Here is a 21,924-nt window from a genome sequence, read left to right on the forward strand (position 1 = left end):
TGCCAGCCGCATCGGGTCAAGGCACAAACCTGCGGGCACAAAAAAGGGCTCATCAAGAGCCCTTTTTGCGAGGTCGGAATCAGCGCTTGTCGCGGCGCTTCTTGTCGGCCTTCTTGTGGTGAGTCATCAAACGACGCTTCTTGTTCACCTGACGGTCCGTCAGTGTGTTCTTGTTGCCTTCGTACGGGTTCTCGCCCCCCTTGAACTCGATACGGATCGGCGTACCGACCAGTTTCAAGACACGGCGGTAGGTGTTTTCCAGGTAACGCACGTAGGACTTCGGCACCTTCTCGATCTGGTTACCGTGGATCACGATAATCGGCGGGTTGGCACCGCCCAAGTGGGCGTAACGCAGTTTGATCCGGCGGTTGTTGACCATCGGCGGCGCGTGCTCGCCAACGGCGTCTTCCAGGATCTGGGTGAGGCGGTTGGTCGGCCAGCGGGTAACCGCGGACTTGAACGAGTTCTGCACGGACGCGTAGAGGTTGCCCACGCCGGTACCATGCAGTGCCGAGATAAAGTGAATATCGGCGAACTCGACAAAGAACAGTCGGCGCTGCAGCTCGATCTTGACGAAATCGCGCTCGCTCGGCGTCATGCCGTCCCACTTGTTGATCGCGATGACCAAGGCTCGACCGGCTTCCAGGGCAAAGCCCAGCAGGTTGAGGTCGTGGTCCACCACGCCTTCGCGGGCGTCCATCACGAAGATCACCACGTTGGCGTCTTTGATCGCTTGCAGGGTTTTGACCACCGAGAACTTTTCAACTTCCTCGTGGATCTTGCCGCGCTTGCGCACACCGGCGGTGTCGATCAGCGTGTACTTCTCGTCGTTACGCTCGAACGGGATGTAGATGCTGTCGCGGGTGGTGCCGGGTTCGTCGTAGACGATGACCCGGTCTTCACCGAGCATGCGGTTGACCAGGGTCGACTTGCCGACGTTAGGGCGACCGATGATGGCGATCTTGATACCGTCTTTTTCACTCGGGCCAGGAATGCGCTTGGCTTCCTCACCTTCGGCGACGATCTCTTCTTCACCCTCTTCCTCCTCATCGTCATCCTTCGGGAAGGTGCTGAGGGCAATTTCCAGCATCTGGGTGATGCCGCGACCGTGGGCACCGGCGACCGGGATCGCGTCGCCCAGGCCCATCGGGCTGAACTCGGCACGGGCCTGCTCAGGATCGATGTTGTCGATCTTGTTGGCGACCAGATAGGAACGCTTGTTGCGCTTGCGCAGGTGCTCGCCGATCATCTGGTCGGCAGCGGTGTAGCCCGCACGGGCGTCCACCAGGAACAACACGACATCGGCTTCTTCAATGGCCAGCAGCGACTGCTCGGCCATCTTTTCATCCATGCCATGCTCGTCACCGGAGATACCACCGGTGTCGACAATAATGTAGGAGCGCCCTTGCCACTTTGCCTCACCGTATTGGCGATCACGGGTCAGACCGGACAAGTCGCCGACGATGGCGTCGCGAGTCCTGGTCAGGCGGTTGAACAAGGTGGACTTGCCGACGTTAGGTCGGCCCACCAGGGCGATTACGGGAACCATGCGGCTCTCCACTTCGTTATTTCAGAAAATACAAAAGCCGCTGCAAGGCAGCGGCTGGTGCTCGGGGCAGCATAATCAAATGCCGCATGCCCCGCCGAAGCGGGGCCGCCTGGGTGTTACCCCAAGCATAGTTCTTACTTGATGGTCAGGGCTTCCAGCTTGCCGCTGTTACCAAACACATAAAGCATGTTACCCACCACCAGCGGACGGGCACGCAGGCCGTCGCTGTCGATACGCTCGCGACCGACGAAGCGACCGTCCACCTGGCTCAGCAGGTGCAGGTAGCCTTCGAAGTCACCTACCGCTACATAGCTGGAGAACACTTCCGGTGCCGACAGTTGACGGCGAGCCAGGGAATCGTTGCTCCACAGTGCAGTGGTGGAACGCTCGTCGACACTTTCAACGGTGCCGGACGCCAGGCTTACGTAGACGCTGCCAAAGCCTTGGGCGACACCGGCGTAGCTGGAAGCATCACGCTGCCAGTTGACGCGGCCGCTCTGCAGGTCCAGCGCCGCAACACGGCCCTGGTAAGTCGCGACGTAGAGGGTTTCACCGGACAGCAGCAAGCCGCCGTCGATGTCCACTACGCGGTCCAGCTCGGAACGACCTTGGGGAATGGCCACACGGGTTTCCCAGGCCGGCACGCCGTTCTGGGTATCCAGGGCGACCACTTTACCGGTCGACAGGCCTGCAACGGCCAGATTATTGGTCACAATCGGACCACTGGTACCGCGCAGCGTCAGCACCGCCGGGGTGCTGTCGTACAACCAACGCTGTTCGCCAGTGCTGGCGTCGAGGCCGATCACACGGTCATCCTGGGTCTGCACCACGACGATATCGCCGTTGGTGGCAGGCGGTGCGAGGACTTCACTGGTCACGCGAGCGCGCCATTTCTCTTCACCGGTGCTGGAATCCAGGGCCACGACTTCGCCTTTCAGCGTGCCGAGCATGACCATGCCGTAACCCACGCCTACGGCGCCGGAGACTGGCAATTCGAGGTCTTTCTTCCACTTCACATCGCCGTTCATGCGATCCATGGAGATCACTACGCCGGTGACGTCAGCGGCCACAATGTTTTCACCGTCGATTGCCGGTACCAACATGTTGTAGGTGTCGCCTTGGCCGTCACCGATGGAGCGGCTCCACTGCTTTTGCAGGATCACTTCTTCCTTGAAGCTGGTCAGCTCGGCCGGAGGCAGTTCTTTTTTACTGTTGCTGCTGCAACCCGCGGCCAGAACGGCCAGAGCCAGCAATGCTGCATGTTTCCAACGGATCACGTCACGCATCCCCTTTGGCCAAGTCGTCCAGCTTGATTTGTAAGCCACCGACCGCCGCTTCATCAGACAGCGCCGCCTTGGCTTTTTGGTACGCAGCATTGGCTTCGTCGGTACGACCCAATTGGACCAACAGGTCGCCCTTGAGCTCTTCGCGAGTGGCTACAAATGCCTTGTCAGCATCGCCGTCGAGCAGTTTGAGTGCTTCGTCAGCCTTGTTCTGTGCCGCCAGTACCTGAGCCAGGCGCTGACGTGCGATTTCACCCAGGGTCGGGTTGGTCGGCTTGTCGGCGATGGCCTTCAGTTCAGCGGCTGCGTCATCCAGCTTGCCGGTGTCGACCGCGACTTTCGCGACGAACAGGCTGCCGTATTGGGCGTAGGTGCTACCGCCGAATTCGTTCTTCAGCTTGCCGGCCAGGTCTGCGACCTGCGCAGGATCAGGCTTGCCGTCCGGCGTCAGGGTGGTTTCCAGCAATTGCTGATAGAGGATCGAGGCGCCTTGGGACTGGTTGGCCTGATACTTGGTCCAGGCTTGCCAGCCGAACACCACCACTAAAGCCAGCAGGCCGCCAGTTACCAGGGGCTTACCGTTACGCTGCCACCAGTCCTTGAACTCGGCCAGTTGCTCATCATCAGTACTCGACACCCCAATACTCCTTAATCGCTAAATTCGGCTGTTCGACAGCTTCAACCCTGCACGACGCAGGTGGCCAAGTGCGCGGCGAGCGCATCAAAGGCAATGTTCTGTTGCTCGCCCTGGCCACGCAGGGGTTTGAAACCTATCACTTGCTGGGCCAGTTCGTCTTCGCCGAGGATCAGTGCATACAGTGCACCGCTCTTGTCGGCCTTCTTGAATTGGCTCTTGAAGCTGCCGGCGCCGGCATTGATCTGCAGGCGCAGGTTCGGCAGTTGGTCGCGGACTTTTTCGCTCAGGGCCAGGGCCGCCAGTTCGGCCGCCTCGCCAAAGGCGCACAGGTACACGTCCACCTGACGGGAGATCTCTTCCGGGACCTGCTCCAGGGTTTCGAGCAGCAGGATCAGCCGCTCGATGCCCATGGCAAAACCTACGCCCGTGGTCGGCTTGCCGCCCATCTGCTCGACCAGGCCGTCATAGCGGCCACCGGCACACACGGTGCCCTGGGCGCCGAGTTTGTCGGTGACCCACTCGAACACGGTCTTGCTGTAGTAGTCGAGGCCACGCACCAATTTCGGGTTGATCACGTAGGGAATACCGGCCGCATCCAGACGAGCCTTGAGGCCCTCGAAGTGCGTACGGGATTCGTCGTCCAGGTAATCGGCCATTTTTGGCGCGTTGACCAGCACGGCCTGGGTGTCGGCGTTCTTGGTATCGAGGACGCGCAACGGGTTGGTCTTCAGACGGCGCTGGCTGTCCTCGTCCAACTTGTCCAGGTGGGCGGACAGGTACTCAACCAGGGCAACGCGGTAGCGGCCCCGGGATTCGCTGGTGCCCAGGCTGTTGAGTTCAAGCTTGACCGCATCGCGGATGCCCAACAGGCCCCACAGGCGCCAGGTCAGCACGATCAGCTCGGCGTCGATGTCCGGACCGTCGAGGTTGAACACCTCAAGGCCGATCTGGTGAAACTGGCGATAACGACCTTTCTGCGGGCGCTCGTGGCGGAACATCGGGCCGATGTACCACAGTTTCTGCGGCTGACCGCCACCGGTGAGGCCATGCTCGAGCACGGCGCGCACGCAGGCGGCAGTACCTTCCGGACGCAGGGTCAGGGAGTCGCCGTTACGGTCTTCAAAGGTGTACATCTCTTTTTCGACGATGTCGGTCACTTCACCGATGGAGCGTTTGAACAGCTCGGTGAACTCGACGATCGGCATGCGGATCTGCTTGTAACCGTAGTTATCCAGCAGGCGCGCGACCGTGCTCTCGAAGTAGCGCCACAGTGGCGTCTGCTCCGGCAGGATGTCGTTCATGCCACGAATGGCTTGCAGAGACTTGCTCACATCAAATCCTTAAATTCGTTCTTAGCCGCGCGCGATCAGCGCTGCGTCAGCCGCGACCTTCTGGGCCGCTTTCTCGCGGATCAGCCTTTCGAGCTCATCCACCAGATTGTCATTCGTCAACTTCTGCGACGGCTTGCCGTCGATGTAAATCAGGTTCGGTGTGCCGCCGGTCAGGCCTACGTGCGCCTCTTTGGCTTCGCCCGGCCCGTTGACCACGCAACCGATCACTGCAACATCCAATGGCACCAGCAGGTCTTCGAGGCGGACTTCCAGTTCGTTCATGGTTTTCACCACGTCGAAGTTCTGCCGCGAGCAGCTCGGGCAGGCAATGAAGTTGATGCCACGGGAACGCAAATGCAGGGATTTGAGAATGTCGTAACCGACCTTCACTTCCTCTACCGGGTCTGCCGCCAGGGAGATGCGGATAGTATCGCCAATCCCTTCGGCGAGCAGCATACCGAGACCCACCGCAGATTTCACTGTGCCTGAGCGTAAACCACCCGCTTCAGTGATACCCAGGTGCAACGGCTGCACGATTTCCTTGGCCAGCAGGCGGTAGGCTTCTACCGCCATGAACACATCGGAGGCCTTTACGCTGACCTTGAAGTCCTGGAAATTCAGGCGTTCAAGGTGTTCAACGTGGCGCAATGCCGATTCAACCAGCGCCGCCGGGGTGGGCTCGCCGTATTTCTTTTGCAGGTCTTTTTCCAGCGAACCGGCGTTGACGCCAATACGGATTGGAATGCCGCGATCACGGGCTGCATCCACCACGGCGCGCACACGGTCTTCGCGACCGATGTTGCCCGGGTTGATACGCAGGCAGTCCACACCCAGTTCGGCTACGCGCAGAGCGATCTTGTAGTCGAAGTGAATGTCGGCCACCAACGGCACCTTGACCAGTTGCTTGATGCGACCGAAGGCTTCGGCAGCGTCCATGTCCGGTACAGACACCCGCACGATGTCTACGCCGGCGGCTTCCAGACGGTTGATCTGGGCGACCGTAGCGGCGACGTCATTGGTGTCGCTGTTGGTCATGCTCTGTACCGCGATGGGGGCATCGCCACCCACAGGCACCGAGCCGACCCAGATCTTGCGCGATACGCGACGTTTGATTGGAGATTCGCCGTGCATGACTATTGTCCCAACTTCAGGCGAGCGGTCTCGCCGGTGGTGAACGGCGCCACGTCCACAGGCTGGCCGTTGTAGGCCACTTGCGCGCCACGGGCGAAGCCCAGACGCAGCGTCAAAGGAGGCTTGCCGCCCAGGTCGAGCGTATCTCCCTTACGCTTAAGGCCACTGGCCAGCACTTTGCCGTTGCCATCGGTGACTTGCGTCCAGCAGTCAGCGACGAAGGTAATCTGCACGCGCCCATCACCGGCGATCAACGCAGGGGTAGTGGGTGGCGAAATGGCCGGCGCGCTTGGCGTGGCAGTCGCAGGCGCCTGCACGGGAGCGGCCGGTGTATGCGCCTGGGCAACCGGGGCAGCCGGTGTTTGTGCGGGTGCCGCCGGGGTCGTAGGGGCGGTGGCGGAAGCGGCTGTTTCCGGCGCTGGCTGCTCGGTAGCAAGCGGCGCTTCAGGGGCGGCCTGACCTTCGACAACCGCCTGGTCTTCCGGCTCATCCAGCGGATGAATCTGCGTGGTGCCGTCGGCGCTTTCGACTTCGACGTGCTCCATGGCGTTACTGGTCAGGTCCTTGGTGCGCTGGGAGGCCTGGTCTTGCCACCAGACAAAGCCACCGCCAATGACCGCGATCAGCAGCAACAGGCTGACAATTCGCAAAATCGTGTGGGAAACCCGTACCGGTTCTTCAATACGACCCAGGCCATGGACATTACTGCCCTGGGAGTCGGTACCGGTGAACTGGTCGAACTCCTGGACCAGCACGGTCTGGTCAATGCCCAGCAACTTGGCGTAGGCGCGGATATAGCCGCGGGCGAAGGTATGCCCAGGCAGCTTATCGAACGCGCCGGCTTCCAGGTTGCCAAGGGACGTGGTGGTCAAATTGAGCTTGAGGGCCACTTCCGCCAGCGACCAACCATTGCTTTCGCGGGCCTGACGCAAGGTGTCGCCTGGGTTTACGCGATTAGCTGCTACAACTTCCGGGTGCGCCGCTTTCATCATTGCTCCGACAGGTATTGCTGATATTCCGGCGTACCGGGATAGAGTCGTTCGAGTTGCTGGCCAAAACGTGCGGCCGTGTCGCGTTCTTCATGAACCGTCGCCAGGCGCACACCGAGCAATAGACTACGTGCATTTTGCCCACTGAGCAGGCTAAAACGCTCGTAATAGTCACGTGCCGGCACATAATGCCTGTCTTCGTAGGACAACTCAGCCATTTCGAGCAATGCGCGAGGCTGGCGACCGTTCAAGTGCAGGGCTTTTTCCAGCTGTCGGCGGGCGCTGTCGCGCTGGCCGAGGCGCATCGAGGTCACCCCAAGGTTCTCGAATACCCGAGAGCGCTCAGGATAGAGGGTATCGGCGCTGGCTTGCTGGAAATAAAGGGCGGCCTGGTCATACCGTTTTTGCTCGAACAGGAAGCTGCCGTAATTGTTCAGCAGCCGCGGGTCGGCAGGACGGGAGGCCAGGGCCTTGTGAAAATACTGTTCGGCCAGCTCAGGCTCGGCCTGGGCCTGGAACACCAGGGCCAGTGCGGCATTGGCGTCGGCATCGTCGCTGTCCAGCTCAAGGGCCTTTTTCAGCGGAACCTTGGCCTGCTCGCTCATGCCTTGCCGAAGGTAACCCAAGCCCAATTGCACATAGGCAACTCGCGCCTCATCACGGCCTTTACCGGTTTGCAAAGGGCTGTCATGGCCCGATGAAACACAACCGGCCGCAAGGCCGGTAACAAGCAACAGCAGCGCAAGGCGCAAGGGCATAGAGATCCTCTCTCAGATTCGATTCACAGCAATTTGCGGCAGATCGTCGGCGGCGTTCAATTCACGCACGGCGATATAACGCTCGCTGCGGCGGGTGCGGTCCATCACCTGCCCTACCAATTGGCCACAGGCGGCGTCGATGTCTTCACCACGGGTGGTGCGTACGGTGACGTTGTAGCCGGCCTGGTGCAGTTGATCCTGGAAACGGCGGATGGCGTTGTTGCTCGGCCGCTCGTAGCCAGAATGTGGAAACGGGTTAAACGGAATCAGGTTGATCTTGCACGGGGTGTTCTTGAGCAACTCGATCATCTCGACCGCGTGTTCGACCTTGTCGTTGATGTCCTTGAGCATGGTGTACTCAATGGTCAGCACGCGTTTCTCACCCAAGGTCGCCATATAACGCTGGCAAGATTCGAGCAGCATCTTAAGCGGATACTTCTTGTTGATCGGCACCAATTGGTTACGCAATGCGTCATTGGGTGCGTGCAGCGACAACGCCAGGGAGACGTCGATGTGCTTGGCCAGCTCATCGATCATGGGTACCACGCCGGAGGTCGACAGGGTCACACGGCGCTTGGAGATGCCGTAGCCCAGGTCGTCCATCATCAGGTGCATGGCCGCAATCACGTTGTCGAAGTTCAGCAGCGGCTCACCCATGCCCATCATCACCACGTTGGTGATGGCACGGTCGACGGTCGCCGGGACGCTGCCAAAGGATTTGTTGGCAATCCACACTTGGCCGATGACTTCGGCGGCGGTGAGGTTGCTATTGAAGCCTTGCTTGCCGGTGGAGCAGAAACTGCAGTCCAAGGCACAGCCTGCCTGGGACGAAACGCACAAAGTACCGCGCTTGCCCTGGGGAATGTAGACGGTCTCGACGCAGCTGCCGGACGCCACGCGCACCACCCACTTACGGGTGCCATCGCTGGAGATGTCCTCGCTGACCACTTCAGGACCACGGACCTCAGCAATGGCCTTGAGCTTGTCGCGCAGGGCCTTGCTGACGTTCGTCATGGCGTCGAAATCGTCGACGCCAAAGTGGTGAATCCACTTCATTACCTGACCGGCACGGAAACGCTTCTCCCCGATTGAGTCGAAGAATTTCTCCATTTCCGGCTGGGTCAGACCCAGCAGGTTGGTTTTAACAGTCGATGTAGTCATGGATTCACCCTCACTCTTTAAGCCGATGCTTAGCGAGCGGTTACTTCAGTAGCGGCGAAGAAGTACGAGATTTCGCGAGCAGCAGCAGCTTCGGAGTCCGAACCGTGTACAGCGTTGGCGTCGATGGACTCAGCGAAGTCAGCACGGATGGTGCCGGCAGCGGCTTCTTTAGGGTTGGTAGCGCCCATCAGTTCGCGGTTCAAAGCGATAGCGTTTTCGCCTTCCAGAACCTGAACAACAACAGGACCGGAGATCATGAAGGCAACCAGGTCGCCGAAGAAGCCACGAGCGCTGTGCTCAGCGTAGAAGCCTTCAGCTTCAGCCTTGGACAGTTGCTTGAGTTTCGAAGCTACAACCTTCAGGCCGGCTTTTTCGAAACGAGTGGTGATCTCGCCGATGACGTTTTTTGCAACAGCGTCAGGCTTGATGATGGAGAAAGTACGTTGAACAGCCATGGTGTAACTCCAGAAACGGTAATTTACGAAAAATTAAACCCGCGAATTATACGCGGGTTATTGGGTATTGCCTAACTGCGTAAGGGAGGCGTCAGTCCTGCTCTTCTTTCCAGGCAGTCTGGATGGCCTCCAGGACCTTTTCACCGCCACGATCCCGCTCATCTTCAAACCCTGGCAACGCCATGACCATGTCACGCAAAGCTACAAAGTTCAGGGAATAAGGATCCAGATCCGGGTTGCCGTCGGCCAACAGGATAGCGATCTCTTGCACATCAACCCATTTAAGACTCATGACACTTCCTTGAATCAATGCGGCGCTTCGGCTGCATGGTTGAGGGAATATTTCGGGATTTCGACGGTGATGTCTTCAGTTCCGACCTTTGCCTGACAGCTTAGACGCGAAGTCGCTTCCAAGCCCCACGCACGGTCAAGAAAGTCCTCTTCCAGCTCATCGGCCTCTTCAAGGCTGTTGAAGCCCTCGCGAATGACGCAATGACAGGTGGTGCAGGCGCACACACCGCCGCAGGCGCTTTCGATTTCGATGTGGTTGTCATGGGCAACTTCGAGGATGGACTTGCCGGTCTCAGCCTCCACGACCATACCATCCGGGCAATGCTCGGCGTGTGGCAGAAAAATGACCTGCGGCATTAATTATTCCTCGAGTTCATTCAGATTGCGTCCCGCCAGGGCGGCTTTTACCGACTGGTCCATACGGCGGGCGGCAAAGGCATCGGTCACTTGCGACAGACGCTTGGTCTGTTGCTCGATGGCGTAGCCATCGGTGCCTTTTATCAGTTCGGCCAGTTCCTGCATCTGCAGGTCGATAACCATGCGCTCTTCGGCGTCCAGCAGGCGCTCGCCGTCAGCATCCAAGGCACCCTGCACGGCTTCGAGCAGGCGCTGGGCGTCGACTTGCTGCTCACGCAGTACGCGAGCAACCTTGTCGTCACCGGCGTATTGGAACGAATCCTTGAGCATCTTGGCGATTTCGCCGTCGGTGAGGCCGTAGGACGGCTTGACCTGGATGCTGGCTTCAACGCCCGAGGCCAATTCGCGCGCAGCGACACTGAGCAGGCCATCGGCGTCGACCTGGTAGGTCACGCGGATCTTCGCGGCACCGGCCACCATCGCCGGAATGCCGCGCAATTCAAAGCGCGCCAGGGAGCGGCAGTCGCTGATCAGCTCGCGCTCGCCTTGCAGCACATGAATCATCATGGCCGTCTGGCCATCTTTGTACGTGGTGAAATCCTGGGCGCGGGCGACGGGGATGGTGGTGTTGCGTGGAATCACCTTCTCCATCAAGCCACCCATGGTTTCCAGCCCCAGAGACAGCGGAATCACGTCGAGCAACAGCAGTTCGCCACCATCACGCTTGTTACCGGCCAAGGTATCGGCCTGGATGGCGGCACCGATGGCGACCACTTGATCCGGGTCGATTTCAGTCAGCGGCTGGCGACCAAAGGCCTCAGCCACGGCATCACGAACGCGCGGAACGCGGGTGGAACCGCCGACCATGACCACGGCACCGACGTCTTCCAGCTCAACACCGGAATCACGCACGGCACGGCGGCAAGCTTTCAGGCTGCGAGCGACCATCGGTTCGATCAACGCATCGAAGGCTTCGCGAGTCAGCTGGGCCGACCAGGTGCCGTAGGACACTTCAACAGTTGCAGCATCCGTCAGCGCTTCTTTGGCGGCACAGGCGGTTTGCAGCAGATTACGCTGCGCGCCTGGGTCCAGGTCGGCCGACAAGCCGGCACTGCTGATGATCCAGCCCGCGACGGCATGATCGAAGTCATCGCCACCCAAGGCGCTGTCACCACCGGTGGCCAGCACTTCAAAGACACCGCCAGTCAGGCGCAGGATCGAAATATCAAAGGTACCGCCGCCCAGATCGTAAATTGCGACCAGGCCTTCGGCGTGCTGGTCCAGGCCATAAGCCACCGCAGCAGCGGTCGGCTCGTTGAGCAGGCGCAACACGTTCAGGCCGGCGAGTTTCGCCGCGTCCTTGGTCGCCTGGCGCTGGGCGTCATCGAAATACGCCGGAACGGTGATCACCGCCCCCACCAATTCGCCGCCCAGGGTGGTTTCTGCACGCTGGCGCAGCACCTTGAGGATATCGGCCGACACTTCCACCGGGCTTTTCGGGCCCTGGACGGTGTCGATAAACGGCATATGGGATTCACCGCCGACAAAGCGGTACGGCAGCTGGTCGCCCAGTTGCTTGACGTCGGACAGACCACGACCCATCAAGCGCTTGACCGACAGCACGGTGTTCAAAGGATCGGCAGAGGCCGCCAACTTGGCCGACTCGCCCACTTCGGTGCGATCAGCGTGGTAACGCACGGCAGACGGCAGAATCACTTGGCCATCAGCGTCGGGCAGCGGCTCGGACAGGCCGCTGCGCAAGGCAGCAACCAGGGAATTGGTGGTGCCCAGGTCAATCCCCACCGCCAGGCGACGCTGGTGCGGTTGAGGGCTTTGGCCGGGTTCGGCGATTTGCAGTAATGCCATGGTAATCAGGTCTTATCTGTCTATCAGGCGTGCATCACGGGCAGCACACTGGGTTAATCGTCGAGGCGCTCTTCTAGCTGGCGCACTTCGTAGGTGAGCTTGTCGAGGAACTGCATGCGCCGCATCAGGCGTTCGGCCTGTTCGCGTTGCGCTGCATCATTCCAACAAGCTGCGAAGCTTTCGTTGAGCTCATCCTGGGCCGCTTTCAGACGACGCTTGAAGACTGCGACACCCGCCACATCGGCTTCGTCCTGCAAGTCTTCGAGTTCTTCGCGCCACTGCATCTGCTGCATCAGGAAGTCCGGGTCGTGCACCGTGACTTCAATCGGCACCTCGCCACCATTCATTGCGAGCAGATAGCGCGCACGTTTGGGCGGGTTTTTCAGCGTCTGATAGGCCTCATTGAGGCTGGCCGATTTCTCCAGCGCCAGGCGTTGCTCACGCTCGGAAGCGTCAGCGAAGCGGTCCGGATGCACCCCACGCGCCAGTTCTCGGTAGCGCGTGGCAAGCTGCTCAAGGTCCAGCCGAAAGCTCGGCTGCAGCTCGAATAAAGCGAAATGACAAGGAGTACCCACGTATAGCCTCAGATGTTGAAGCTTTCGCCGCAGCCACATTCACCGCGTACGTTGGGGTTGTTGAACTTGAAGCCTTCGTTCAACCCTTCCTTGACGAAATCGAGTTCGGTGCCGTCCAGGTAGGTCAGGCTTTTAGGGTCGATGATCACTTTCTCGCCGTGACTTTCGAACACCTGATCCTCTTCAACCACCTCGTCGACAAACTCCAGCACGTAGGCAAGGCCGGAACAGCCCGTGGTGCGAACACCCAGACGAATCCCCTCACCTTTACCGCGCCCATTCAGGGAGCGGCGAATGTGCTGCGCAGCCGCTTCTGTCATGCTGATAGCCATCGTTGACTCCTTACTCGTCGCCAAATGCTTAGATCAAGCCTTTCTTCTGCTTGTAGTCGCGAACGGCCGCCTTGATGGCGTCTTCAGCGAGTACGGAGCAGTGGATTTTCACTGGCGGCAGGGCCAGTTCTTCGGCCAGCTGGGTGTTGCTGATAGTGACAGCCTCATCCAGGGTCTTGCCTTTCATCCATTCAGTCGCCAGGGAGCTGGAGGCGATGGCCGAACCGCAGCCGTAGGTCTTGAACTTGGCGTCTTCGATAACGCCAGCGTCGTTGACTTTGATCTGCAGGCGCATCACATCGCCGCACGCCGGAGCGCCGACCATGCCGGTGCCGACATCAGGGTCTTCCGCGTTCATCTTGCCGACGTTGCGCGGGTTTTCGTAGTGGTCGATGACCTTTTCGCTGTAAGCCATGGTACTGAATCCTCACTCATCAGGGCCGCTCTGGAACCCTGTAGAAACGCCTGCGTTTTCCGCCACGTTGCTACAGAGCTGGGGTGGCGGCTTCTATAGTTAGTGTGCCGCCCACTCGATCTTGGAAATGTCGACACCGTCTTTGTACATGTCCCACAGCGGCGACAGTACACGCAGTTTGTTGACGGCTTCGCAGACTTTCTGCGCGGCGTAGTCGACTTGTTCTTCGGTGGTGAAGCGGCCGAACGTAAAGCGGATCGAGCTGTGTGCCAGTTCGTCGTTGCGGCCCAGGGCACGCAGTACATACGAAGGCTCAAGGGACGCCGAGGTGCAGGCCGAACCGGACGAAACCGCCAGGTCCTTGAGCGCCATGATCAGCGACTCGCCTTCGACGTAGTTGAAGCTCAAATTCAGGTTGTGCGGTACACGGGCAGTCATGCTGCCATTGATGTACAGCTCTTCAAGGTTTTCGACCTGCTTGTAGAAGCGGTCGCTCAGGGCCTTGATGCGCACGTTTTCGGCAGCCATGTCTTCTTTGGCTACGCGGAAGGCTTCGCCCATGCCGACGATCTGGTGGGTCGCCAGGGTGCCCGAACGCATGCCGCGCTCGTGACCGCCGCCGTGCATGGTGGCTTCGATGCGCACGCGTGGCTTGCGGCTCACGTACAGGGCGCCGATGCCTTTAGGACCGTAGGTCTTGTGGGCGGAGAACGACATCAGATCGACTTTCAGTTTCGACAGGTCGATGTCGACCTTGCCGGTGGACTGAGCAGCGTCGACGTGCAGCAGAATGCCCTTAGAACGGGTCAGCTCGCCGATGGCTGCAATGTCGTTGATGGTGCCGATTTCGTTGTTCACGTGGATCACGGACACCAGGATGGTGTCTTCACGCAGCGCGGCTTCGATCATGGCCGGAGTGACGATACCGTCGGTGGTCGGCTCGAGGTAGGTGACCTCGAACCCTTCACGCTCCAGTTGGCGCATGGTGTCGAGGACAGCCTTGTGCTCAATCTTGGTGGTGATCAGGTGCTTGCCTTTGGTCGCGTAGAAATGCGCCGCGCCCTTGATAGCCAGGTTGTCGGACTCGGTGGCACCGGAGGTCCAGACGATTTCACGCGGATCAGCGTTGACCAGGTCGGCAACCTGGCGACGAGCGTTCTCGACCGCTTCCTCGGCTTTCCAGCCGAACACGTGGGAACGGGAGGCAGGGTTGCCGAAGTTTCCGTCAACCAGCAGGCATTCGCTCATCTTTTGCGCGACACGCGGATCAACCGGGGTGGTCGCTGAGTAATCAAGGTAAATCGGCAATTTCATGGACTTTCTCCTAAATCAGGCTGGCTGGCGTGCCGTTAGCTCTTCGGCTGTCACTCGACGGCGGACGCTTCGATCTTGTCCAGACGCGGCGCCTTGGTGTTGCAACGGCGCTGGTCCTGACGCTGGGCTACTTCTTGCACCTCACGGCGAGTCACAAGATCAGCCAAGCTGATACCACTCAAAAACTCATGGATCTGCAGGCTCAGGTCACACCACAAGTGGTGCGTCAGGCAGGTGTCGCCGGCGTGGCAGTCACCCAGCCCCTGGCATTTGGTCGCGTCGACGGATTCGTTGACTGCGTCGATCACCTGGGCTACCTGGATGCCCTGCATGTCGCGGGACAGTTGATAGCCGCCGCCTGGCCCACGAACGCTGGAAACCAGATTGCTGCGGCGCAATTTGGCGAACAGCTGCTCAAGGTAGGACAGGGAAATGCCTTGGCGCTCGGAGATATCGGCCAGGGACACCGGCCCAGTTTGCGCGTGCAAAGCCAGGTCAAGCATGGCGGTCACCGCGTATCGGCCTTTTGTAGTCAGTCTCATGGACAAGTACCAAGGTGTTTCAGAATGGGAGCGAGTATGCGATTCCCGAGTATTTAAGTCAACTATAAGACCTAGTGCTTTAGTCGGGATTACCCGTAAAAAGGGCGCGCGAATCATAGCAGGATGGGGTGGGGACGAACAGCGGGGATAAGGCCAAGCAGGAATCTCAACCCCTATGGAGATCATCATGTGGGAGGGGGCTTGCCCCCGATGACAGTGCAGCAGCCAATAAATCTGTGGCTGACACACCGCTATCGGGGGCAAGCCCCCTCCCACAGGGGTCCTGTGATGGTGACGAGATCTCAGCCTGCCTTGGTGACTGATGCTTCATCCTTGATCTCGGCGAAGTCTTCTTCGCGCAACTCAGGCAGATCTTTCGCGCAGTACGAACTGCCCAGGTCCTTCAGCGCGCCGCACATGCCGTCCAACTTGCCGTCCACCGCCTGCAGATGGTCGAGCAACTGGCCGATGGCGCGGGCCACCGGGTCGGGCATGTCTTCGCTGACACCATAGGCATCGAAGCCGATTTTCTCGGCCATGGCCTTGCGCTTGGCTTCTTGCTCGTCGCCGACTTCGGGCTTGACGATGATGCGACCCGGAATACCCACCACGGTTGCGCCAGGCGGCACAGCCTTGGTCACCACCGCATTCGAGCCCACCTTGGCACCGGCGCCGACGGTGAATGGGCCGAGCACCTTGGCGCCCGCCCCTACCACCACGCCATTTTCCAGCGTTGGGTGACGCTTGCCTTTGTTCCAGCTGGTGCCGCCCAGGGTCACACCCTGATAAAGCGTCACGTCATCGCCAATCTCGGCAGTCTCGCCGATCACAATGCCCATGCCATGGTCGATAAAAAAGCGACGACCGACCTTGGCCCCTGGGTGAATCTCGATCCCGGTCAACCAGCGACCGAAGTTCGACACCACGCGCGCCAGCCACTTCCAACCCATACCCCACAGGGCGCCGGACAGGCGATGGATCCAGATCGCATGCATGCCCGGGTAGCAGGTCAGCACTTCAAAGGCATTGCGCGCCGCCGGGTCACGGTGGAAAACACTTTGGATATCTTCTCGCAAACGCTCGAACATTTTTAATCCTTCCGCTTAAGAAGCTCGCCACGGGCCGCTTTCTGGGTTTCCGTGAGGATGCCACGCAATATATTCATTTCCGCCCGGCTGACCGAGCTGCGCCCGTACAGGCGGCGCAGGCGCGCCATCAAGTGCCGTGGTTTTTCCGGATCGAGGAATTCGATGGCCACCAGGGTTTGTTCCAGGTGCTCATAAAACCGCTCCAGCTCGTCCATCGTGGCCAACTCGCCACTTTTGATCGACGCCACTTCATCCTTCTCGACCTTGCTCGGCTGCCCTTCAGCGGCCAGCCAGGCCATGCGCACTTCGTAACTCAACACCTGCACCGCTGCCCCGAGGTTCAGCGAACTGAAGTCAGGGTCTGATGGAATGTGCACGTGGTAATGACATCGCTGCAGCTCTTCATTGGTGAGGCCGGAGTCTTCACGGCCAAACACCAGGGCGATTTCAGCGCCGCCGGCCGCCTCTTCAACCACTTTGGTGCCGCATTCGCGCGGATCCAGCAGCGGCCAGGGGATGCGCCGGTCGCGCGCACTGGTGCCGAGTACCAGGTTGCAGCCGACCAGGGCGTCTTCCAGGGTGGCGACGACCTGGGCTTTTTCCAGGATGTCATTGGCGCCGGACGCACGGGCATCAGCCTCGTGGTGCGGGAACAGACGCGGTTCGACCAGCACCAGGCGCGTCAGCCCCATGTTCTTCATGGCTCGCGCCACCCCGCCGATGTTGCCGGGATGACTGGTATTGACCAAGACGACACGAATGTTTTGCAGCAAGGGAGGCGCTCTCGGACACGGGAAAGGGGAGCAAATCTTACAGAACAGCCTAAGGTTATGCCATGAAAGCTAACGTCGTCCTTCACCTGAAGAAAGTTTCTGCTAGAATGCTCGGCTTTCTTTAACAACCTTAGGTGACACATCCATGCAGCCCATGCTGAATATCGCGCTGCGCGCCGCCCGCAGCGCCAGTGAATTGATCTTCCGCTCCATCGAGCGCCTGGATACCATCAAGGTCGACGAAAAAGACGCCAAGGATTACGTATCCGAGGTGGATCGCGCCGCCGAACAGAAAATCATCGACGCTCTGCGCAAGGCCTACCCTACCCACGGCATCCTCGGCGAAGAAACCGGTATGCACAAAGGCAGCGGCGAAGGCGAAGACTACCTCTGGATCATCGACCCACTGGATGGCACCACCAACTTCCTGCGCGGCATCCCGCACTTTGCCGTGAGCATCGCGTGCAAATACCGTGGCCGCCTGGAACACGCCGTTGTGCTGGACCCGGTCCGCCAGGAAGAATTCACCGCCAGCCGTGGCCGTGGCGCCCAACTCAATGGTCGCCGCCTGCGCGTCAGCGGTCGTACCAGCCTGGACGGCGCCCTGCTGGGTACCGGCTTCCCGTTCCGTGACGACCAGATGGACAACCTTGAAAACTACCTGGGCATGTTCCGCGCCCTGGTTGGCCAGACCGCTGGCATCCGTCGCGCTGGCGCGGCAAGCCTGGACCTGGCGTACGTAGCTGCCGGTCGTTTTGATGCGTTCTGGGAGTCGGGCCTGTCCGAGTGGGACATGGCTGCAGGCGCGCTGCTGATCCAGGAAGCAGGCGGCTTGGTGAGCGACTTCACCGGCGGTCACGACTTCCTTGAAAAAGGCCACGTGGTTGCCGGCAACACCAAATGCTTCAAGGCAGTACTGACGGCGATCCAGCCGCACCTGCCAGCTTCGCTGAAGCGCTAAGCGAGCAGGCACAAAAAAGCACCCCGAGGGGTGCTTTTTTTATGCCTGGGATTTGAGGTTTGCCGCGACTCCAGCAACAACACAAATCAATTGTGGGAGGGGGCTTGCCCCCGATTGCAGTGGGTCAGCACCTAACAAGCTGACTGATCCACCGCTATCGGGGGCAAGCCCCCTCCCACATTTTGAACTCACACAATTTTTTGCATCTGTACCAGGCGTGGGATCACTGCTGGTTCTGGCCCAGCACCAAGCGGCCTTCCTTGTCGACCGGAATCTGGCCGCCTGGATCACGATCCATACGCACCGAACCTTCCTTGCCATCCAAGGTGTAACGCACGTCATAACCGACAACCTTGTCGCTGATGTCGTTGACGGTGTTACAACGGGTTTGCGTGGTGGTGTAGGTATCGCGGTTCTGCATACCTTCCTGAACCTTGTTACCGGCATAACCGCCACCGACCGCACCAGCTACGGTAGCCAGCTTCTTGCCATTACCGCCACCGACCTGGTTACCCAATAGGCCACCGGCCAGTGCACCGACCACCGTACCGACGATCTGGTGCTGATCCTGCACGGGCTTCTGCCGAGTCACGGCGACGTCCTTGCAGACCTCACGCGGCGTTTTAATCTGGGTTTTCACCGGCTGCACCGCCAGCACTTGCGCATACTCAGGGCCGCTTTTTACCAGGCTGTAGGTGGCAACAGCACCCCCGGCAGTCACACCGACAGCACCCAATACCGCACCAACCAGTAACGACTTGTTCACGTTGAACCTCCTGACCATCACAAACGGACCGAACGATCCGCGCTATACCCAGCCTTGGAGCAAAAAAAAAGGCACGAGTTCAATCCTCGTGCCTTCTTTGTAACAGCAAGTCAACGACACCCCATCAAGGGCGGTCGTCGACCTCCTTGCCGGTAGCGGCAGGAGGGATCAAGTCTTCGCTGCTGAGGTTCAGCCAGATCAGCACCACGTTGGCGATGTAGATCGACGAGTAGGTACCCGCCAGCACGCCGATAAACAGCGCCAGGGAGAAGCCCCACAGGTTGTCGCCACCGAAGATCATCAGTGCCGCAATCGCCAGCAAGGTGGAGATCGACGTCGCCATGGTCCGCAGCAGGGTCTGGGTGGTGGAGATGTTGATGTTCTCGACCAACGTTGCCTTGCGCAGTACCCGGAAGTTCTCACGAACCCGGTCGAATACCACGATGGTGTCGTTGAGGGAGTAACCAATGATCGCCAGCACCGCCGCCAGTACGGTCAGGTCGAAGGTAATCTGGAAATACGCCAGGATACCCACGGTCACGATCACGTCGTGGATCAGCGACACAATGGCGCCGACACCGAACTTCCACTGAAAGCGGAACGCCAGGTAGATCATGATGCCGACCAGCGCCATCAGCATGCCGAGGCCGCCTTGGTCGCGCAGCTCTTCACCGACTTGCGGGCCCACGAACTCGACGCGCTTGACCGACGCTGGGTTGTCGCCGCCGACCTTCTGCAAGGCCTCGGCAACCTGGTGACCCAGTTGCGGGTCTTCGCCAGGCATACGCACCAGCAGGTCGGTGGTGGCACCGAAGCTCTGCACCACGGCCTCGTGGTAGCCGGCCTTGACCAGCTCGCTGCGCACCAGGGTAACGTCGGCCGGCTTCTCGTAGGTCAGCTCGATGAGCGTACCGCCGGTGAAGTCCAGCCCGTAGTTCAGGCCCTTATGGAACCAGCTGAACAACGCCAGAACGGTAAGGAGCACGGTGACGCCGAACGCAATGTTGCGAACGCCCATGAAGTTGATTGTACGTAACATGGCAGCCCCTTAAATCCACAACTTCTTGAAGTCACGCCCGCCAAAGATCAGGTTGACCATTGCGCGGGTCACCATGATGGCCGTGAACATCGAGGTAAAGATACCGAGGGACATGGTTACCGCAAAACCTTTGACCGGGCCGGTGCCCATGGCAAAGAGAATCCCGCCGACCAGCAATGTGGTCAGGTTGGAGTCGAGAATCGCGGTAAATGCCCGGCCGAAGCCTTCGTTGATTGCGCGCTGTACGGTCATGCCCGCAGCGATCTCTTCACGGATCCGCGAGAAGATCAGTACGTTGGCGTCCACCGCCATACCCATGGTGAGTACGATACCGGCGATGCCTGGCAGGGTCAGCGTAGCGCCCAGCAGCGACATCAAGGCCAGCAGCATCACCATGTTGCCCGCCAGGGCCACGGTGGCGATGATGCCGAAGAAGCGGTAGATGGCGATGATGAACAGCGACACAAACAGCATGCCCCACAAGGCGGCATCGACACCCTTGGTAATGTTGTCCGCACCCAGGCTCGGGCCGATGGTACGTTCTTCAGCGAAGTACATCGGCGCAGCCAGGCCGCCAGCACGCAGCAGCAAGGCCAGTTCCGAGGACTCGCCCTGGCCGTTCAGGCCAGTGATACGGAATTGAGCACCCAGCGGCGACTGGATGGTCGCCAGGCTGATGATCTTCTTCTCTTCCTTGAAGGTCTGTACCGGCACGTCTTTCTCGACGCCGTTGACCATCTGCTTGGTGTAGGTGGTCACCGGGCGTTGCTCGATGAAGATCACCGCCATGCTGCGACCGACGTTGCTGCGCGTGGCGCGGCTCATCAGTTCGCCGCCATGGCCATCCAGGCGGATGTTCACTTCAGGTGTACCGTGCTCGCCGAAACCGGCCTTGGCGTCAGTTACCTGGTCACCGGTGATGATCAAGCCACGCTCGATCAACGCAGGAGGACGGTTGCCTTCACGGAACTCAAACTCTTCGGAAGTGGCGCGGGTAGCACCCGGCTCAGCCGCCAAGCGGAATTCCAGGTTGGCGGTTTTACCGAGGATACGCTTGGCTTCAGCGGTGTCCTGTACGCCCGGCAGCTCAACCACGATGCGGTTGGCGCCCTGGCGCTGCACGATCGGCTCGGCCACACCCAGCTCGTTGACGCGGTTACGGACCGTGGTCAAGTTCTGCTTGATCGAGTATTCACGGATTTCCGCGATCTTCGCCGGGCTCATCGCCAGACGCAGTACAGCCTGGCCATTGAGGTCAGCCGGTACGATGTCGAAATCGTTGAAGTTCTTGCGGATCAGCGCACGGGCCTGTTCGCGGGAAGCTTCGTCAGCAAAGCCCAGCTGGATGGCACCGTTGAGCTGCGGCAGGCTGCGATAACGCAGCTTCTCTTTACGCAGCAGGCTCTTCACGTCGCCTTCGTAGACTTTCAGGCGCGCGTCGAGGGCTTTGTCCATGTCGACTTCCAGCAGGAAGTGCACACCACCGGACAAGTCCAGACCCAGCTTCATCGGGTGCGCGCCAATGCTGCGCAGCCAGGCGGGTGTGGTCTGTGCCAAGTTGAGCGCGACCACATAGTCGTCGCCCATGGCCTTGCGCACGACATCTTTGGCCGGCAATTGGTCTTCTTGCTTGGTCAGGCGCAACAAGCCGCCCTTCGCATCAGCTGCCAATGTTGCCGCTTTAACCTGGATACCGGCATCGGTCAGCGCTTTGCTCGCGCGTTCCAGGTCAGCCTGATTGACTTGCAGCGAAGTGCTGGCGCCCGTGATCTGGATCGCAGGGTCATCAGGATAGAGATTGGGAGCGGAATAAATAAAACCGATCGCCAGCACCGCCAGGATCAGTACGTATTTCCACAGAGGGTATTTGTTCAGCATCACGCCGCCCGCTTATAACGCGGGGCGCCTTGCGCGCCCCGTCGATTGGTAAAGGTTGTTACTTAGATCGCTTTCAGCGTGCCTTTAGGCAGCGTGGCGGCGATGGCGCCTTTCTGGAACTTCATTTCGACGGTGTCAGAGACTTCCAGCACCACGAAAGCATCGGAAACCTTGGTGATCTTGCCGGCGATGCCGCCGGTGGTCACAACTTCGTCACCTTTCTGCAGGCTGCCCAGCAGGTTTTTCTGCTCTTTGGCGCGCTTGGCCTGTGGACGCCAGATCATCAGGTAGAAGATGACCAGGAAACCGACCAGGAAAATCCACTCGAAACCACCGCCCATAGGGCCGGCAGCAGCAGGCGCAGCGGCATCAGCCATGGCGTTAGAGATAAAAAAGCTCATTTAGCACTCCAGTTGCAAATAGTGAATCTTAG

24 protein-coding genes are annotated in these 21,924 nt (G+C 59.7%); 1 reads left to right on the forward strand and 23 read right to left on the reverse strand.

Annotated features, from left to right (window positions below; genetic code table 11):
- Positions 1-79: 79 nt before the first annotated feature.
- The 19 genes from der to trmJ all read right to left on the reverse strand — a co-directional run bounded on the left by der (position 80) and on the right by trmJ (position 16,847).
- The gene (gene der / locus BM403_RS14105; RefSeq protein WP_043205850.1) at positions 80-1,549 is read right to left on the reverse strand and encodes a ribosome biogenesis GTPase Der; all 1,470 of its coding nucleotides are present in this window, start codon (positions 1,547-1,549) and stop codon (positions 80-82) included.
- Between the two features lie 134 nt (positions 1,550-1,683).
- Positions 1,684-2,835 carry an outer membrane protein assembly factor BamB gene (gene bamB, locus BM403_RS14110; protein WP_064053760.1) on the reverse strand — a complete coding sequence of 384 codons (1,152 nt, stop codon included), beginning with the start codon at positions 2,833-2,835 and terminating at the stop codon, positions 1,684-1,686.
- Positions 2,828-3,469: a YfgM family protein gene (locus BM403_RS14115; protein ID WP_015885737.1), complete on the reverse strand. Its 642-nt coding sequence runs from the start codon at positions 3,467-3,469 to the stop codon at positions 2,828-2,830. The genes bamB and BM403_RS14115 overlap by 8 nt, the downstream gene beginning before the upstream one ends.
- 41 nt (positions 3,470-3,510) lie before the next feature.
- Complete coding sequence (gene hisS / locus BM403_RS14120) at positions 3,511-4,800, reverse strand: histidine--tRNA ligase (RefSeq protein WP_064053761.1); 1,290 nt, start codon at positions 4,798-4,800, stop codon at positions 3,511-3,513.
- Between the two features lie 21 nt (positions 4,801-4,821).
- Positions 4,822-5,931 carry a flavodoxin-dependent (E)-4-hydroxy-3-methylbut-2-enyl-diphosphate synthase gene (ispG, locus tag BM403_RS14125; protein ID WP_015885739.1) on the reverse strand — a complete coding sequence of 370 codons (1,110 nt, stop codon included), beginning with the start codon at positions 5,929-5,931 and terminating at the stop codon, positions 4,822-4,824.
- A 2-nt stretch (positions 5,932-5,933) separates the two neighbouring features.
- Positions 5,934-6,920, reverse strand: a complete 987-nt coding sequence (locus BM403_RS14130) for a RodZ domain-containing protein (RefSeq protein ID WP_093543288.1) — start codon at positions 6,918-6,920, stop codon at positions 5,934-5,936.
- On the reverse strand, positions 6,920-7,678 hold the full coding sequence (pilW, locus tag BM403_RS14135; RefSeq protein ID WP_015885741.1) for a type IV pilus biogenesis/stability protein PilW: 759 nt from the start codon (positions 7,676-7,678) through the stop codon (positions 6,920-6,922). Before pilW ends, BM403_RS14130 begins: the two co-directional genes overlap by 1 nt.
- A 12-nt stretch (positions 7,679-7,690) precedes the next feature.
- Positions 7,691-8,839, reverse strand: a complete 1,149-nt coding sequence (gene rlmN, locus BM403_RS14140) for a dual-specificity RNA methyltransferase RlmN (RefSeq protein WP_003238464.1) — start codon at positions 8,837-8,839, stop codon at positions 7,691-7,693.
- Between the two features lie 29 nt (positions 8,840-8,868).
- A complete protein-coding gene (gene ndk, locus BM403_RS14145; protein ID WP_003175956.1) occupies positions 8,869-9,294 on the reverse strand; it encodes a nucleoside-diphosphate kinase in 426 nt (141 codons plus the stop codon).
- A 91-nt stretch (positions 9,295-9,385) separates the two neighbouring features.
- Positions 9,386-9,586: a Fe-S cluster assembly protein IscX gene (iscX, locus tag BM403_RS14150; protein ID WP_003194015.1), complete on the reverse strand. Its 201-nt coding sequence runs from the start codon at positions 9,584-9,586 to the stop codon at positions 9,386-9,388.
- A gap of 14 nt (positions 9,587-9,600) precedes the next feature.
- Positions 9,601-9,942, reverse strand: coding sequence for an ISC system 2Fe-2S type ferredoxin (fdx, locus tag BM403_RS14155; protein WP_015885743.1), 342 nt, complete (start codon positions 9,940-9,942; stop codon positions 9,601-9,603).
- Between the two features lie 3 nt (positions 9,943-9,945).
- Positions 9,946-11,808 (reverse strand): Fe-S protein assembly chaperone HscA, encoded by a 1,863-nt coding sequence (gene hscA / locus BM403_RS14160; RefSeq protein ID WP_093543290.1) that lies wholly within the window; start codon positions 11,806-11,808, stop codon positions 9,946-9,948.
- A 53-nt stretch (positions 11,809-11,861) separates the two neighbouring features.
- Entirely contained in the window at positions 11,862-12,383 is a 522-nt protein-coding gene (gene hscB / locus BM403_RS14165; protein WP_093543293.1) for a co-chaperone HscB, read from the reverse strand.
- Positions 12,384-12,391: 8 nt separating this feature from the next.
- Positions 12,392-12,715, reverse strand: a complete 324-nt coding sequence (gene iscA / locus BM403_RS14170) for an iron-sulfur cluster assembly protein IscA (protein ID WP_003209680.1) — start codon at positions 12,713-12,715, stop codon at positions 12,392-12,394.
- A gap of 28 nt (positions 12,716-12,743) precedes the next feature.
- Positions 12,744-13,130: a Fe-S cluster assembly scaffold IscU gene (gene iscU / locus BM403_RS14175; RefSeq protein ID WP_003175965.1), complete on the reverse strand. Its 387-nt coding sequence runs from the start codon at positions 13,128-13,130 to the stop codon at positions 12,744-12,746.
- A 99-nt stretch (positions 13,131-13,229) separates the two neighbouring features.
- On the reverse strand, positions 13,230-14,444 hold the full coding sequence (locus BM403_RS14180; protein ID WP_010207898.1) for an IscS subfamily cysteine desulfurase: 1,215 nt from the start codon (positions 14,442-14,444) through the stop codon (positions 13,230-13,232).
- Positions 14,445-14,494: 50 nt separating this feature from the next.
- Positions 14,495-14,986 carry a Fe-S cluster assembly transcriptional regulator IscR gene (iscR, locus tag BM403_RS14185; RefSeq protein WP_003194020.1) on the reverse strand — a complete coding sequence of 164 codons (492 nt, stop codon included), beginning with the start codon at positions 14,984-14,986 and terminating at the stop codon, positions 14,495-14,497.
- Between the two features lie 302 nt (positions 14,987-15,288).
- Positions 15,289-16,074, reverse strand: coding sequence for a serine O-acetyltransferase (gene cysE, locus BM403_RS14190; RefSeq protein WP_015885747.1), 786 nt, complete (start codon positions 16,072-16,074; stop codon positions 15,289-15,291).
- A gap of 2 nt (positions 16,075-16,076) precedes the next feature.
- Entirely contained in the window at positions 16,077-16,847 is a 771-nt protein-coding gene (gene trmJ, locus BM403_RS14195) for a tRNA (cytosine(32)/uridine(32)-2'-O)-methyltransferase TrmJ (protein ID WP_015885748.1), read from the reverse strand.
- Positions 16,848-16,992: 145 nt separating this feature from the next.
- Here trmJ and suhB point away from each other — a divergent pair, with 145 nt between their 5' ends.
- Entirely contained in the window at positions 16,993-17,808 is an 816-nt protein-coding gene (gene suhB, locus BM403_RS14200; protein WP_015885749.1) for a type III secretion system regulator SuhB, read from the forward strand.
- 223 nt (positions 17,809-18,031) lie between these two features.
- Here suhB and BM403_RS14205 read toward each other — a convergent pair whose 3' ends face one another.
- From BM403_RS14205 to yajC, 4 genes are all read right to left on the reverse strand, one after another.
- Positions 18,032-18,574 (reverse strand): glycine zipper 2TM domain-containing protein, encoded by a 543-nt coding sequence (locus BM403_RS14205; protein ID WP_015885750.1) that lies wholly within the window; start codon positions 18,572-18,574, stop codon positions 18,032-18,034.
- Positions 18,575-18,698: 124 nt separating this feature from the next.
- A complete protein-coding gene (gene secF, locus BM403_RS14210) occupies positions 18,699-19,613 on the reverse strand; it encodes a protein translocase subunit SecF (protein WP_064053767.1) in 915 nt (304 codons plus the stop codon).
- Positions 19,614-19,622: 9 nt separating this feature from the next.
- Entirely contained in the window at positions 19,623-21,491 is a 1,869-nt protein-coding gene (gene secD, locus BM403_RS14215; RefSeq protein ID WP_043205853.1) for a protein translocase subunit SecD, read from the reverse strand.
- Positions 21,492-21,553: 62 nt separating this feature from the next.
- Positions 21,554-21,892 carry a preprotein translocase subunit YajC gene (gene yajC / locus BM403_RS14220; RefSeq protein WP_003175975.1) on the reverse strand — a complete coding sequence of 113 codons (339 nt, stop codon included), beginning with the start codon at positions 21,890-21,892 and terminating at the stop codon, positions 21,554-21,556.
- Positions 21,893-21,924 lie beyond the last annotated feature (32 nt).

This window comes from Pseudomonas sp. OV546 (assembly GCF_900116845.1).
Classification (GTDB): domain Bacteria; phylum Pseudomonadota; class Gammaproteobacteria; order Pseudomonadales; family Pseudomonadaceae; genus Aquipseudomonas; species Aquipseudomonas petroselini.

Excerpts from the sequence above, each read along its gene's own strand:
- der (WP_043205850.1), bottom strand. The coding sequence starts at position 1,549 with ATGGTTCCCGTAATCGCCCTGGTGGGCCGACCTAACGTCGGCAAGTCC.
- bamB (WP_064053760.1), bottom strand. The coding sequence starts at position 2,835 with ATGCGTGACGTGATCCGTTGGAAACATGCAGCATTGCTGGCTCTGGCC.
- ispG (WP_015885739.1), bottom strand. The coding sequence starts at position 5,931 with ATGCACGGCGAATCTCCAATCAAACGTCGCGTATCGCGCAAGATCTGG.
- BM403_RS14130 (WP_093543288.1), bottom strand. The coding sequence starts at position 6,920 with ATGAAAGCGGCGCACCCGGAAGTTGTAGCAGCTAATCGCGTAAACCCA.
- pilW (WP_015885741.1), bottom strand. The coding sequence starts at position 7,678 with ATGCCCTTGCGCCTTGCGCTGCTGTTGCTTGTTACCGGCCTTGCGGCC.
- rlmN (WP_003238464.1), bottom strand. The coding sequence starts at position 8,839 with ATGACTACATCGACTGTTAAAACCAACCTGCTGGGTCTGACCCAGCCG.
- ndk (WP_003175956.1), bottom strand. The coding sequence starts at position 9,294 with ATGGCTGTTCAACGTACTTTCTCCATCATCAAGCCTGACGCTGTTGCA.
- iscX (WP_003194015.1), bottom strand. The coding sequence starts at position 9,586 with ATGAGTCTTAAATGGGTTGATGTGCAAGAGATCGCTATCCTGTTGGCC.
- fdx (WP_015885743.1), bottom strand. The coding sequence starts at position 9,942 with ATGCCGCAGGTCATTTTTCTGCCACACGCCGAGCATTGCCCGGATGGT.
- hscA (WP_093543290.1), bottom strand. The coding sequence starts at position 11,808 with ATGGCATTACTGCAAATCGCCGAACCCGGCCAAAGCCCTCAACCGCAC.
- iscA (WP_003209680.1), bottom strand. The coding sequence starts at position 12,715 with ATGGCTATCAGCATGACAGAAGCGGCTGCGCAGCACATTCGCCGCTCC.
- iscU (WP_003175965.1), bottom strand. The coding sequence starts at position 13,130 with ATGGCTTACAGCGAAAAGGTCATCGACCACTACGAAAACCCGCGCAAC.
- BM403_RS14180 (WP_010207898.1), bottom strand. The coding sequence starts at position 14,444 with ATGAAATTGCCGATTTACCTTGATTACTCAGCGACCACCCCGGTTGAT.
- iscR (WP_003194020.1), bottom strand. The coding sequence starts at position 14,986 with ATGAGACTGACTACAAAAGGCCGATACGCGGTGACCGCCATGCTTGAC.
- cysE (WP_015885747.1), bottom strand. The coding sequence starts at position 16,074 with ATGTTCGAGCGTTTGCGAGAAGATATCCAAAGTGTTTTCCACCGTGAC.
- suhB (WP_015885749.1), top strand. The coding sequence starts at position 16,993 with ATGCAGCCCATGCTGAATATCGCGCTGCGCGCCGCCCGCAGCGCCAGT.
- secF (WP_064053767.1), bottom strand. The coding sequence starts at position 19,613 with ATGTTACGTACAATCAACTTCATGGGCGTTCGCAACATTGCGTTCGGC.
- secD (WP_043205853.1), bottom strand. The coding sequence starts at position 21,491 with ATGCTGAACAAATACCCTCTGTGGAAATACGTACTGATCCTGGCGGTG.
- yajC (WP_003175975.1), bottom strand. The coding sequence starts at position 21,892 with ATGAGCTTTTTTATCTCTAACGCCATGGCTGATGCCGCTGCGCCTGCT.